The organism is Chryseobacterium sp. ISL-6, assembly GCF_018613715.1.
Lineage (GTDB): Bacteria > Bacteroidota > Bacteroidia > Flavobacteriales > Weeksellaceae > Chryseobacterium > Chryseobacterium paludis.
This window is the reverse complement of record NZ_JAGGPT010000011.1, coordinates 44,653-58,052: the sequence shown is the minus strand read 5'-3', so window position 1 is coordinate 58,052 and position 13,400 is coordinate 44,653. Positions and strand designations below refer to the sequence as shown.

Genomic DNA, 13,400 nt, shown 5'->3' with positions numbered 1-13,400 from the left:
AAAATACGAAAATTTTCCCAGTTTTCAAATTACAAAAAATCCGCAGAAAGCTCTACGGATTTTCGGTTATTAGAATTTAGTTTTATTAGAATTTTACCTCGGAGTCAATGCCATGGCTTGAACCTTTGATCTTGACATCAGGGCTATTGTGGATTTCGGCTTTATTTCGAGCGTCAATGTATTTTTTTAAGTTATGGTAATCAGCCTGTTCGATACCCATATTTTCAAATAAATATGTTTTCAGAACAGAGTTTTGACTGAATATATTCCGTGCATTGTCGGTCTGATCAAGATCATTTACGGCGACACTTGCTAAATATTGAGAGCCGTGAGGATGGTCTTCGAGATATACAATGTAATCTGAGTTTCCAAAACCAGAGCTTTCCAGGTCTGTTTCAAGTTTTTTATAATCACTGTGAGATTGAAATAATCCGGCTAATATTTTTGTCATGATCGTGTGTTTTAAATTTCTACTTAAAGGTAATAATTAAATTTCAATTTTTTTGAATAAAATGTAATAAAATTAACTATATAGTAGTTTATCTATAATTTTATGTTAAAATGTTTGATGATCTCTATCAATCGAATGTTTGAATTTTTTGAGACATTAGCACTTGATCAGTTGCTGTATTAATTGTTTTCAGGACTATTGTGTACTTGTCTTAAAAAGCTCAAATTAGCGGTAAAAATAAATAACTATGAAGAGAATTTTACTTGCTTTTTCTCTGTTGTCTTCGTTCTTAGATGCGCAGCAATATAATTGGACCGCTTTTTCTAATCCACCGCCTGCTAGTGGGGTTGGAAGATATGATGACGTCTTTTTTCTTGATGAAAATGTAGGTTGGGCTGCACGTGGAGGAAGTGCTGCTGTTTTTAAAACGATCAATGCCGGTAGCACCTGGACTCAACAGGTTGTAAGTTCCACTCCAAATGAGTATTATAGAAATATTGAGTTTTTAAATGAAAATATTGGCTTTTTAGGAACTTTGAACAATAATTTCTATAAAACTACAGATGGAGGAAGTTCGTGGCAAAGAGTCAATAATATATCACCCTATCCTCAGGGGATCTGTGGTTTGGATTGTGTAGGAACTTCTACTGTTTATGGATGTGGAGCTTGGTTTTATCCCGCTTATATTATAAAATCAACGGATAGTGGGAATACGTGGCAATATATTGACATGTCTGCATATGCTACGGCCTTAGTAGAAATTACTTTTATCGATGAAAATATTGGTTTTGCAGCTGGAAGTGATGATGATGGAGCAGTAGTTCTTAAAACTACTAATGGAGGGGTAAGTTGGACGAAAATTTATAACAGTAACATTCCGTTTGAATACGTTTGGAAAATGCAGCTTCTGGATAATAATAAAATATTTTGTTCCATTGAAGCAGAGTCCCCGAATATTGGTAGATTGTTAAAATCATTGGATGGGGGACTTACCTGGGAAACTAAGGATTTTCCAGATACTTATGTGCAAGCTGTTGGTTTTACTTCTGCAACACACGGTTGGATGGGTGGACATAACACAGGCTTCTATGAAACTTTTGATGGAGGTACTACCTGGAACAATACGGGTGTAGGAGGATCTTTGAACAGGATTTTTTTTGTTAATAACAGTCTCGCTTACGCAGCTGGAAAAAGTATTTATAAAATGACCACCGGAAATCTTGGAATACATGAAAGTACAGATGACCATTCGGAAGGAAAACTTCAGATTGATGTTGCTCCAAATCCTGTTAAAGACAAACTGAATTTAAATATTCATTTTGAACACTCGGACCATGTTATTATTGGTTTATATGATGGGTCTGGAAAGTTTATCACAAATATTCTGAAAGATAACATCAGTGAAAAAGGAATGAAAAAATATTCTTTGGATTTTAATTATCCTAAAGGAAATTACTTACTCAATGTGCATTCTAATCTCGGAAGACAAGCTATTAAAATCATAAAAGAGTAAATTGATAAAAGAAGGCGTAGAAATTTTCTACGCCTTTTTATTATACCTGTCTGTTTAGATTAATCTAGTCTTTCGTTTTTAATTTCCTCGACAATTTCAGGATTCAATAAAGTTGAGATATCTCCGAAGTTGCTAAAATCTCCTTCAGCAATTTTTCTAAGAATTCTACGCATAATTTTTCCTGAACGTGTTTTAGGAAGTCCTGAAACAAACTGGATCTTATCAAGTTTCGCAATAGGTCCGATCTGATCGGCAATAAGCTGATTGATTTCCTTTTTAAGGTTTTCTCTTTGACGGCCCTCTCCTGTTTCTTTTAAAACGACATAGCCGTATAAAGCATTCCCTTTGATATCATGGGGGTAGCCTACAATAGCAGATTCTGCGACTGCAGGATGCTGATTGATGCTGTCTTCAATAGGAGCAGTTCCTAAATTATGTCCGGAAACAATGATCACATCATCAACACGTCCTGTGATTCTGTAATATCCAACTTCATCTCTCAAAGCACCATCACCGGTAAAGTATTTCCCGGGAAAAGCGGTGAAATAAGTTTCCTTATATCTTTGATGATCGCCCCAGATCGTTCTGGCAATACCAGGCCATGGAAAACGGATACAAAGATTTCCTGTAACCTGATTTCCGGTAATCTCATTACGCTTGTCATCCATTAAAACAGGTTGCACACCTGGAAGTGGCAGCGTAGCGTAGGTGGGTTTGGTAGGGGTTATAAACGGAAGCGGTGAAATCATAATTCCTCCTGTTTCTGTTTGCCACCAGGTATCTACAATAGGACATTTTTTTCTTCCTACATGATCGTTAAACCAATGCCAGGCTTCATCATTAATAGGTTCTCCAACAGAGCCAATTACTTTCAGGGTACTTAAATCATGTTTATCCACCCATTCTGCGCTTTCTTTTGCTAAAGAACGAATGGCAGTAGGTGCAGTATAAAATTGAGTGATTTTATGTTTTTCAATGACCTCCCAAAATCTGTCAGGCTCCGGATAAGTAGGAATACCTTCAAAAATAACGGTGGTCGCTCCATTCAGTAATGGACCATAAAGAATATAAGAATGTCCTGTGATCCAGCCAATATCTGCGGTACACCAGTAAATGTCATTTTCCTGATAATTGAAAATATTCTTAAAAGTATATGCGGTGTACACCATATATCCTGCACAGGTGTGAAGCATTCCTTTAGGCTTTCCTGTAGATCCGGAAGTATAAAGGATAAATAACGGATCTTCTGCATCCATAATTACAGTGACGAAATCGGCAGAAGCTGTTTCATAGAGTTCAGAAAGCCAATGGTCTCGGCCTTCTTTCATTTTGATTTCATTATCTGTCCTTTTTACCACCAATACATTTTCGATGGTTGGAGTCTTTTCAAGAGCTTCGTCTACGATGCTTTTTAGGTCTAAAACTTTATTTCCCCTGTAGCTTCCATCGGAAGTGATCACCAATTTTGCTCCACAATCATTTATTCTTGAAGCAACAGCATTAGCTGAAAAGCCTGCGAAAATAACAGAATGTACAGCTCCTAATTTTGCACACGCTAACATGGTAATTGCTAGTTCAGGGATCATCGGAAGATAGATACAGACACGATCTCCTTTCTCAATACCCATTTCCCTTAGGATATTAGCTGTTTTATTGACACGGGTATATAATTCGTTATAAGATATGTGCTGTGCTTTTTCTTTTGGATCGTTAGGTTCCCAGATAATCGCAGTTTTATCTCCTCTTTCGTTCAAGTGCCTGTCGATACAGTTTTTTGTAATATTTAATTTAGCATTCTTAAACCAAGTGATCTTTGCCTCATTCATATCATACTTAACCACTTTGCTCCATCTTTGGTACCAGACAAAATTTTGATCAGCTATTTTATCCCAGAATTTTTTAGGATTTTTAATAGACTTTTTATATTCCTCAAAATAATGTGGTAAATCTTCTATTAAGTAATTTCTCATATCCCTTTTGTTTTTGAAATTTGAATTTTATTGATATTTAAATTTATGTTTAATTTGTGAATTTAGTCCTGTAATCCACGATTTTTTCTTGTATTTCTTCTATGATCTGATCGTCATCTATAGTAGATGGTATCTGAAATTCTTTACCATCTAAAAGTGTTCTGATGAGTTTCCGTAAAATTTTTCCTGAGCGGGTTTTAGGTAAGCGTTTCACAACCATAGCATTCTTTAAAAAAGCGACAGCTCCTATTTTCTCACGAACCATTTTAATAATTTCTTTTTCTAAATCTTCCTCGGAGATTGTAGACCCATTTTTTAAAACAACAGTAGCAAAAGGTACCTGTCCCTTTAATTCATTATCAATTCCTACCACAGCACATTCTGCAACCTGTGGATGTGAAGAAAGAATTTCTTCCATTTCTGAGGTAGAAAGCCTGTGTCCTGCGACATTGATTACATCATCCACTCTTCCCGTGATAAAGAAGTATCCATCTTCATCCTGTATAGCACCATCTCCTGAAAAATAATAACCTTTATATTGAGATAAATAACTACTTTGAAAGCGTTCATAATCTTTCCAGATTCCTAAAAGAGCACCTGGAGGAAGAGGAAGTTTGATAACCAGATAACCTTCCTGGTGTGGATCAAGTTCAAAACCATTTTCGTCAAAGATTTTAATATCATATCCGGGGATCGGTTTTCCGGCTGAAGCTCTTTTAATCTTATAATGATCATCAAAAGTCAGTAATCCAAGCATTGGCCAACCTGATTCTGTTTGCCACCAATGATCGATGGCGGGAACTCCAATATGCTCATTGAACCAATCTAAGGTAGCAACATCGCAGCGTTCACCAGCAAGAAACTGTTTTTTGAGATTTGAGAGGTCGTATTTTTTAACCAATTCACCATTAGGATCTTCTTTTTTTATGGCTCTGATAGCAGTTGGGGCAGTAAACATTGCAGAAACTTTATATTCTGAGATGATACGCCAGAAAGTTCCTGCATCTGGAGTCATAATAGGTTTCCCTTCAAAAACAATGGTGGTATTACGGTTCAATAAAGGTCCATAAACAGAGAAGCTGTGTCCTACAGCCCATCCAAAATCAGATGCAGCCCAATAAGTTTCTCCAGGTTCGATTCCATAAATATATTTCATGGAAAATTTCAAAGCGGTAGCATAGCCTCCCGTGTCACGGACAATTCCTTTAGGCTTTCCTGTAGTTCCTGAGGTGTATAATAAATAGAGTGGGTGTGTAGATGCTACAGGAACGCAGGCTACGGAAGAAGATTGCTGAATAAGTCCCTCATAATCTATTAATCCATCAAACATTTCGTCCTGGTTATCGATTAGTTTCCGGTTGTAAACGATGATGTGATCTACTTTATCCTGGGCTAATTCAATTGCTTTTTCTACCAATGGTAAATAAGGGATTCTTTTAGCAATCTCAACTCCTGCAGTAGCTGTGATCAAAGCTTTTGGTTTGCAATCATCTATTCTTACCACAAGTTCGTGAGGCGCAAAACCACCGAAAACAACATTGTGGATGACTCCGATTCTTGCACATGCTAACATGGCAAAAAGGGTTTGCGGAATCATCGGCATGTAAATTACCGCTGTATCTCCTTTTTCTAATCCCAGAGAAACCAAACCACCTGCAAATTTTGAAATCTCTTCTTGTGCCTGGTTAAAAGTGTATGTTATCTTCTGATCAGTAACCGGAGAATCATAAATAATGGCAATTTGATCACCATAGCCATCTTCAACGTGCTTATCTATGCATAAATAACAAATATTAAGTTTTCCATCGGAATACCATTCAGTGTAATTGTTTTCATTTTGTGAAAGAATCTGACCAGGAAACTCAAACCAACTGATTTCCTGAGCTTGTTCTTTCCAGAAATTTTCTTTGTCTTCTATACTTCTTTTAAATAAATCGTTTGCATTCATATCAATAATTGTGTTTCGTATTTTGCTGGTTCTGTCACTGCAGGCAACGGGGAGCTGTCTTTTAGGAGACTCTGGTTAACTATATTTTAAGTTTAGATTCCTTATTCCCCTTGCTGCATTCTGAATGACAGGATATATGTTTTGATTATGTAAAATAATAACGCTTCATTTTCAACTTTTATCCTGACTCTTATACCTCAAACAATTCCTCTATCTGCTGCATCAGCTTCTTGATTGAATATGGTTTGGTAACATATGCGTCAGCACCCATTTTCAGTCCTCTTTCAATATCTTTTGGATTGTTTTTGGCACTCAGGAAGATTACTTTTGTGTTCTTTAGCCTTTCCTGTTCTTTGATTATTTCAAGTGTACTATATCCGTCTAGATTGGGCATCATGATATCTAGTAAAATAACATCAGGAACCATGTCTTTTAAAAATTCTAATACTTCCGTTCCATCCCTGGCAATGAAAACATCATAACCGTTTTTCTTAAAACTGTACTCCAGGGACATTAATATTTTGTGCTCATCGTCTGCTATGATTATCTTTTTCATAATGTGTTTGTATGGTTATTCAACTTCATTTTGATTTTCTTTTATATCTTCAGGAAAGCTTATCGTAAAGGTGACACCCAAGCCATTATTTTCAGCAAGTATTGAGCCTTGATGGGCTTCAACGATTTGTTTTGAGATGGCAAGCCCAAGTCCGCTTCCTGTAGGTTTTAAAATATTCTGATTTTTAGATTGATAAAATTTGTTGAAAATCATTTCCAGATCTTCTTCCGGGATCTTTTTTCCGGTATTAAAAATGGTTATGACCAAATGATCTTCTTTTTTAGAAAACTTCGTTTGTATCGTTCCCTGATCATCTGCAAATTTTAAAGCATTTCCAAGAATATTTTGAAATAACTGAATGAATCTTGCTTCATCATATTCAAACAAATGGTCGCTGAGAAGGTCCACTTCACTGATGTGGATATCTTTCTGTTGTATCAAATGAAGTAGTGGATTGAGCGCTTTTTTATAGGTGTCAAGGATGTTATTCTGTTTAATATTTAAAGCAATTTCACCATGTTCTAATTTATCAAGATAGAGGATGTCGTTGATGATCTCACTTAACCGGTCAGATTCTGTAATGATATTGTTTAAAAATTCCCTTTTAATATCTAAAGGAATATCGTCATCATCAGCCAGGATTTCCCCGGCGGAACGAATTGCTGTAATGGGTGTTCTCAGCTCATGCGCAACAGAATCCAGGAAGTCATCCTTTTGGCGATCTTTAATAATTAAACTTTCGTTAGCTACAGTTAACTCCTCTGAAAGTTGCTTTAATTCCTCAGATTTTTCTGTTAGCTTTTTGTTTAAAGTAATATTCTCTTTAGATTCTTCCAGTATATCTAAAACTTCTTTTAAAGATATTTTATCCTCCTTTGTGACACCTTCAATTAGGATTTTAGCAGAGGCGGTTCCTATTCTTCCTGCTAAAAGGTTTTCAGAAAATTTAATAAATCTTGAATCTGCAGTTTCAGTTTGGGAATCAATATTGTATTTTAAATTAAATATTCTCAATGCCTGTTCTGTTTTCTTTTTACCTAAAAATCGTTCCAGAATATTTTTGATATCTGAAACATAAGCAGTACCGCGCCAGATGAAAGCATTCTCATGGTTTTGAATATATTTATCAACATCCACATAAAGTTCAGCGAAATTTCTTTCCCTGTAGTTTCCTTTAACGCTAACAGAAATAATAGTAAATAATCCCGTATTAATTAAAATAGACCAGAAGAAAATTTCCGGAATCCTGCTTAAATAAGGAATGCTAAAGACATCAAAAATGTTATAAATATCTCTCAAAACTCCTTTGAGCTCTTGATTGTAAGAGAAGTAATATTGAGGAATAATTAGGCCGAAGTAACAAATTACCAATCCGGCAAGAAGTCCTGCAACAGCACCCTTATAAGTTCCTCTACGCCAAAATAAAGCGCCAAAAAATGCAGGTGCCAGCTGACCAATTACTACAAATGAGATTAGTCCTACAGAATCTAATGAGGTTTTAAGGATGAAATACTTGTAGAAGGCGAAAGCCATAATAATCAAAGCAAAAATGCTTATTTTCCTAATATTGGTAATGTTTCGGGTGTTCTGAGTCTCATTCTCAGATTTAAATTTCCCAAGCAGTCCATAGGGAATGATGAGGTTGTTGGAAAGCATGATCGATAAAGTAATAGCCGATATGATGATCATAGAGATACATGAACTTAAGCCACCAAGAAAAACCAAAACGGTAATTAATGTATTGTCAAAATATTGTGGAATTAATATAGAGTAAAACTCAGGATTTACATTTTGTCCATCAAAAATAATCCTTCCACCCCAGGCAATAGGAAAAATAAAAATGGTAAAAATTAAAAGATAAAGCGGAAAAAACCAGATCGCTGTTTTTATATGTTTTTCCTGTCTGTTTTCTACAATAGCTGTATGGAACTGTCTGGGAAGAATACAGATCGCCGTTCCCGAGATCATGCACAAGATCATCCAGTTCATGGCTCCTTCAATTCCATTAAAAGTATTTTTCTGTTTAAAGTCCTCAAATTTGCTCGCTTTTTCATAAATATCTGAAAAACCGTCAAAGGCAAAATAGATAACAAATAATCCGAGAATGATAATGAAAAATAATTTTAAAAAACTTTCTAAGGCAATAGCAGAGATGATTCCAAGGCGTTTTTCTGAAGCGTCTACATACCGGGTTCCATAATATGATGAAAACAAAGCAATTAAAACAACAACAAATGTCGCGTTGTCCGTAAGTATATTTTGAGATGTCGGAGTCTTTGTTACCAGGTGAAAAGTTTCAGAGATCGCTTTGATCTGTAATCCGATATACGGAATAATGGCTAGAAGGCAAACAATAGTAATAATAGCGCTAAAGTTTCTGCTGTTACCATATCTCAAAGAGATGAAATCTGCCAGGCTGCTTATTTTATTGATCCTGGAAATCCGCACAATTCTGGTATTAATGAAAATCCATGCGGGAATAACAATGATAGGGCCAACATAAATAGGTAAATAATTTAATCCACTTGTTGCCGCAACGCCTATACTTCCATAATAAGTCCATGCTGTACAGTAAACGGCTAATGATAATGCGTAGATATAGGGATTGTTGATCCAGAGCTTACTTTTTTTCTTTTCTGCCAAATAGGCAACCAGGAATAGGAGAGCCAGATAAAGGAGAACAACAGCAAATAGGGCAAAACTACTCATCATACTTTTTTACAATTATAAAAGATATGATGATAGAAAGCATCCAGACAGCGAATATATAGATCAGAATTATTGGATAGCCAAAAGTATCTTTTTCACTGTTAAATAACAATGAAATGGGAATACTGAAAGCGATCATTAATCCAATGCTTAAGATGATCAGTTTTTGTTCGTGTCTCTTCTTCATAAATGATGATTGATAAAAGATAATTGATGAACAGATTCTTTAATATAGATCATTCATCAATTATCATATATCATTTATAATTAAATTTTGTCGTCAGAATATTCTCCTGTTAGAGCATAATAACCAAAAATGGCTAGTCCACCTGAAATAATTGGCATCAATACAAAAAGGATAATAATACCAAATACCAGATCCTCCTGCTTTCCTGAGGTTATTTTTGGAATACCTAATACGGTTATCCCAAAATAGCCCACAACTAAAGCAATTAAAATCCATAGAATGCCTAATATTTTTTTTAGTCCGTTCATTTTAGTAGTTTTAAAATTAATAAAAATTTAAGTGATTCCGTTCCTAATCGTGAATATTATTGTTTTTCCTTTTAAGATAAAATAATCCGATCAACAAACAGACGCCTGCAACTCCTATAGGATACCAAAGCCCCTGAAGATACCAGGTAGGATGGCCGGCATCTTTTCCTGCTGTTACCAGATAAGTAGCCACTGCCGGAAGAAGTCCTCCAAATACCCCATTACCAATATGGTAAGGTAATGACATTGAGGTGTAGCGGATTCGTACCGGGAACATTTCTACAAGGAATGCTGCTATGGGTCCATAAACCATGGTTACAAATATCACCTGAATAAACACCATAAAGACCAGATACCATTTCGTGTCGTCATTAAGTTTCAACGATTGAGAAACTTTTGGTTCTTCCGCTTTACCGTCTTTTATTACCGGACCACTTGCTGACCAATGAACGATGCTGTCTTTTTTAATTAAAGTACCATCTGTAAACAGCGTTTCCTTATGGAAGGTGACCAGGCTGTCGCTTGCGATATCTTTATGGATTTTAGCAGTTCTCTTTTCTGTAATTCCGTTTGTGGCAATGGTTTTACTTTCGATATTAACACTTTTATACATGCTGTCATAAATAGGACGGTAGGCTAAAATAGCAACCAGCATTCCGGTCATCATAATGGCTTTTCGACCAACCTTATCAGAAAGCCACCCAAAGAATACAAAGAATGGAGTTCCTAAAAGTAAGGCCGTAGCCATTAGTGAATCTACCTGTGCAGATTCAACATTCATTACCTTTTGCAGGAAGCTCATTGCATAAAACTGTCCCGTATACCAGATGACTCCTTGTCCCATCGCAGCTCCGAATAAGGCCAGTAAAACAAATTTGAAATTGTATTTATTTCCAAAACTTTCTTTTAAAGGATTTTTAGAGGTTTTACCTTCACTTTTAGCTTTTGCAAAAAGAGGAGATTCTTTCATGTTTTTTCTGATGACATAAGAAACGCCAACCATTAGAATAGAGATCCAGAATGGAACTCTCCAACCCCAGCCATCAAATTCTTCTGCTGAAAGGGTATTTTTAGTGATTAGAATAACAATCAATGAAATAAATAACCCTGCCGTTGCGGTAGTCTGGATCCATGAGGTCCAATATCCTCTTCGATGTGGTTGTGCATATTCAGCAACATAAGTGGCAGCACCCCCGTATTCGCCTCCTAATGCTAATCCCTGTAATAATCTTAAAATTAAAACCAGAACAGGAGCCATGAATCCAATGGTTTCATAACTTGGAATACATCCGATTAAGAAAGTGGAAAACCCCATGATTAATAGTGTGACAAGAAAAGTATATTTCCTTCCGATAATATCTCCCAATCTTCCAAAGAATAAAGCTCCAAATGGTCTCACTACAAATCCCGCTGCGAAAGTCGCTAAAGTAGATAAAAATGCAGCTGTAGGATTGTCTGATGGAAAGAATTTGGTAGCCAATACAACGGCTAAACTTCCGAAAATATAGAAATCATACCATTCTATCAATGTTCCGAGAGATGATGCAGTAATAACACTCCAGATGGTTCTGTTTTTCTGCTTTTCAGTCATATTCTCGTAATTTTCATGATGAGTATCGCTCATATCACTTGATTTTTGATGTTAATTAAATTTTTTTTAAAAAGTATATTCGATCATCCTTTTTATAGATAAATCTGAAACTGCACAATAAATTCTCCTTTTGATTTTGGTTTTTCAGTAGGATTATAGTAAACAGGTCTCGTTGAATACTGTGTGGTAATCTTTGCGTGATGACCATCGATGAACCAATTGGCTCCGACATCAAATTGAGAAGAGGATTTATCAAAAGCTTCAAAATTCTTATGGGTGTAGGCTGCGAAAGGTTGAATTCTGATCTTCGGTTTTTCTGCCTGACTTGGTAATAGTAAACCGGCCTGTGCGTAGATAATATTACCTGTTCCGATCGTAGGCTGTAAATTTCCGGGACCGGCAATTGCTTTTTGTCCAACAAAATTTGGATCGGTAGCAGCAATATTCATGGTGCCTAGATTTCGTACATAATTAGGACCGAACTGATAATTATAATACCCGGCATAAGCTGAAACAGCCATTTTATTTTTAGCATTTCCTAATGGAATATCTGCAAAAGCATCAACAGCTAAAAGGGTAATATCATGTTTTTCAATATTGGAATTCACTGAAGTTCTTGTACCGTCTGCCTGGTGGTAAAAACCTGCACCAACATTGAATACTCTTTTAGTTCCGAGATAAGATCCAACTTTGAAAGGAAGCGTGTTAGATTCCTCATCTAGAAACTGATATTCTAAATATCCTGCTTTCGAAAAACTAGGGTTTCCGTTATTGTCTACGGCAATAGCTCTTGAAGGATCCGTAACATTTACGGGAACCAGATCAGTAGCGAAGGGCTTATTTAAGCTTAACCGGTATTCAAGTTTTCCATATTTTCCTTTAGCAAACATTCCCAGCTGTCTTGCAAACTGATCGGAACTATCAATTAAAGGCCATGAAAAAACAGGAGAATCAAGGGTAAGGAAATTGAGGGTTGAGGCCATTGTCATTCTGGATAATCCCATGTAGTAATGGAGACCGGCTCCTAAGGTTAGGCTGAATTTACCTGCTTCTCCAGGCATAATTACGGCATATTCGTTCCATGCATCATGGAAAAAAAGCTGTGGCTTTTTCCCATTTCCGTAACCACCTGTTCCTGTTGTTCCTGTTGCTCCGCCATTAATAAAGGTTTGGTTGTTAATTCCGAAATGAAGCAAGATCATATATCTTTTGGTGACCTGTGCATAGGCTAAGGCCCGAAGTCTTCGGTTTCCTACGCTCCAGGTATTGTCTGTGGGTTCGCCTCCAACCATACTTCCGGGATTCATTTGGGAATTTCTTAGCCAGAACTGGTCCCATAAAATGAATCTGACAAATTTATCTCCCTCTGGATTTAGATTTATTTTTAACCCATTTCCATAATCTGGTGATCCTTGGGAGTATAGAGAATTACTGATTAGAGCTAATCCAATAAAAGTGAGTATTTTCTTCATAAATTATCAATTTTTTGGCGTTAATTTTGTGAAAGCCAAATTGTAATTAATAATTTAGTTATAAAAATTTAATATATATTATTGGTAATTATATAGTTATTACCTGTATCGCAGGTTACTTGTTGAGAGTTAAAAGTTTCGCGATCTAGGATTCGAGTTAGGTGGTGGCTTGTTTAAAACAGTTTTCGCAAATAAGTAATTTTACAATTTTAGTCTTTATTTTTTAAATCGTTCCCATTTGATCAACATGTATTTATCTGCAAATTGGGTAATAATTAATCCGGAGTTTTTAATATTCTCTTCATTGGACATATATTCAATAAGTTCATTTTGTTTTAAAATTTTATATACGGGATGGAACTCAGAATGAGGCGGTCTGGTGATGTTGTACTTTTTGATCCACGAGCTGATCGTGACATGAGAAACCCCGATAATTCTTTCTATTTCACGAAAACTTAGCCCCTCAAGGTATAGTTGGAGAGCTTTGGTTACGTAATAATCATCAATTTGTTTTCCTATTTTTTTTACAGTAAAATAATACTTACAGTCTTTGCAATGGAATCTTTGTTTCTCATTAATAACCCCGCTTTTTACGAAATTAGTGCTATTGCATTTGGGACATTTATTTTCCATATATAGTATTTTAGCAAATATATAATAATTTAGCAAAATTATATATTTCAAATAAGATATAT

The 13,400-nt window shown here is 35.8% G+C and carries 10 protein-coding genes and 1 pseudogene; 1 reads left to right on the top strand and 10 read right to left on the bottom strand.

Translation table 11 applies throughout. The features are described from left to right. Nucleotides 1–85: 85 nt before the first annotated feature. Nucleotides 86–451 (bottom strand): hypothetical protein, encoded by a 366-nt coding sequence (locus J7E44_RS21080; RefSeq protein ID WP_214833323.1) that lies wholly within the window; start codon nucleotides 449–451, stop codon nucleotides 86–88. A gap of 247 nt (nucleotides 452–698) precedes the next feature. On the opposite strand from J7E44_RS21080, the gene J7E44_RS21075 reads away from it, so the two are divergent. Further along, nucleotides 699–1,964 carry a T9SS type A sorting domain-containing protein gene (locus J7E44_RS21075; protein WP_214833321.1) on the top strand — a complete coding sequence of 422 codons (1,266 nt, stop codon included), beginning with the start codon at nucleotides 699–701 and terminating at the stop codon, nucleotides 1,962–1,964. 59 nt (nucleotides 1,965–2,023) lie between these two features. Here the strand turns inward: J7E44_RS21075 and acs are convergent. The 9 genes and pseudogenes from acs to J7E44_RS24005 all read right to left on the bottom strand — a co-directional run. Continuing rightward, a pseudogene (gene acs, locus J7E44_RS21070) lies at nucleotides 2,024–3,940 on the bottom strand (acetate--CoA ligase); the annotation flags it as partial. 43 nt (nucleotides 3,941–3,983) lie between these two features. Continuing rightward, entirely contained in the window at nucleotides 3,984–5,882 is a 1,899-nt protein-coding gene (locus tag J7E44_RS21065; RefSeq protein WP_214833317.1) for an AMP-binding protein, read from the bottom strand. A 190-nt stretch (nucleotides 5,883–6,072) separates the two neighbouring features. Further along, nucleotides 6,073–6,438: a response regulator transcription factor gene (locus J7E44_RS21060; protein WP_214833314.1), complete on the bottom strand. Its 366-nt coding sequence runs from the start codon at nucleotides 6,436–6,438 to the stop codon at nucleotides 6,073–6,075. 15 nt (nucleotides 6,439–6,453) lie between these two features. Beyond that, nucleotides 6,454–9,147: an ATP-binding protein gene (locus J7E44_RS21055; RefSeq protein WP_214833517.1), complete on the bottom strand. Its 2,694-nt coding sequence runs from the start codon at nucleotides 9,145–9,147 to the stop codon at nucleotides 6,454–6,456. Beyond that, on the bottom strand, nucleotides 9,140–9,334 hold the full coding sequence (locus J7E44_RS21050) for a hypothetical protein (RefSeq protein ID WP_214833312.1): 195 nt from the start codon (nucleotides 9,332–9,334) through the stop codon (nucleotides 9,140–9,142). The genes J7E44_RS21055 and J7E44_RS21050 overlap by 8 nt, the downstream gene beginning before the upstream one ends. An 80-nt stretch (nucleotides 9,335–9,414) precedes the next feature. Continuing rightward, nucleotides 9,415–9,642 carry a DUF6814 family protein gene (locus tag J7E44_RS21045; RefSeq protein ID WP_089025812.1) on the bottom strand — a complete coding sequence of 76 codons (228 nt, stop codon included), beginning with the start codon at nucleotides 9,640–9,642 and terminating at the stop codon, nucleotides 9,415–9,417. A gap of 43 nt (nucleotides 9,643–9,685) precedes the next feature. Then, a complete protein-coding gene (locus tag J7E44_RS21040; protein ID WP_214833310.1) occupies nucleotides 9,686–11,266 on the bottom strand; it encodes an MFS transporter in 1,581 nt (526 codons plus the stop codon). A 59-nt stretch (nucleotides 11,267–11,325) separates the two neighbouring features. Continuing rightward, nucleotides 11,326–12,705 (bottom strand): porin, encoded by a 1,380-nt coding sequence (locus tag J7E44_RS21035; protein WP_214833308.1) that lies wholly within the window; start codon nucleotides 12,703–12,705, stop codon nucleotides 11,326–11,328. Nucleotides 12,706–12,921: 216 nt separating this feature from the next. After that, nucleotides 12,922–13,338, bottom strand: a complete 417-nt coding sequence (locus tag J7E44_RS24005) for an IS1/IS1595 family N-terminal zinc-binding domain-containing protein (RefSeq protein ID WP_214833306.1) — start codon at nucleotides 13,336–13,338, stop codon at nucleotides 12,922–12,924. Between the last annotated feature and the right edge of the window lie 62 nt (nucleotides 13,339–13,400).

Excerpts from the sequence above, each read along its gene's own strand:
- J7E44_RS21080 (WP_214833323.1), bottom strand. The coding sequence starts at position 451 with ATGACAAAAATATTAGCCGGATTATTTCAATCTCACAGTGATTATAAA.
- J7E44_RS21075 (WP_214833321.1), top strand. The coding sequence starts at position 699 with ATGAAGAGAATTTTACTTGCTTTTTCTCTGTTGTCTTCGTTCTTAGAT.
- J7E44_RS21065 (WP_214833317.1), bottom strand. The coding sequence starts at position 5,882 with ATGAATGCAAACGATTTATTTAAAAGAAGTATAGAAGACAAAGAAAAT.
- J7E44_RS21060 (WP_214833314.1), bottom strand. The coding sequence starts at position 6,438 with ATGAAAAAGATAATCATAGCAGACGATGAGCACAAAATATTAATGTCC.
- J7E44_RS21055 (WP_214833517.1), bottom strand. The coding sequence starts at position 9,147 with ATGAGTAGTTTTGCCCTATTTGCTGTTGTTCTCCTTTATCTGGCTCTC.
- J7E44_RS21050 (WP_214833312.1), bottom strand. The coding sequence starts at position 9,334 with ATGAAGAAGAGACACGAACAAAAACTGATCATCTTAAGCATTGGATTA.
- J7E44_RS21045 (WP_089025812.1), bottom strand. The coding sequence starts at position 9,642 with ATGAACGGACTAAAAAAAATATTAGGCATTCTATGGATTTTAATTGCT.
- J7E44_RS21040 (WP_214833310.1), bottom strand. The coding sequence starts at position 11,266 with ATGAGCGATACTCATCATGAAAATTACGAGAATATGACTGAAAAGCAG.
- J7E44_RS21035 (WP_214833308.1), bottom strand. The coding sequence starts at position 12,705 with ATGAAGAAAATACTCACTTTTATTGGATTAGCTCTAATCAGTAATTCT.
- J7E44_RS24005 (WP_214833306.1), bottom strand. The coding sequence starts at position 13,338 with ATGGAAAATAAATGTCCCAAATGCAATAGCACTAATTTCGTAAAAAGC.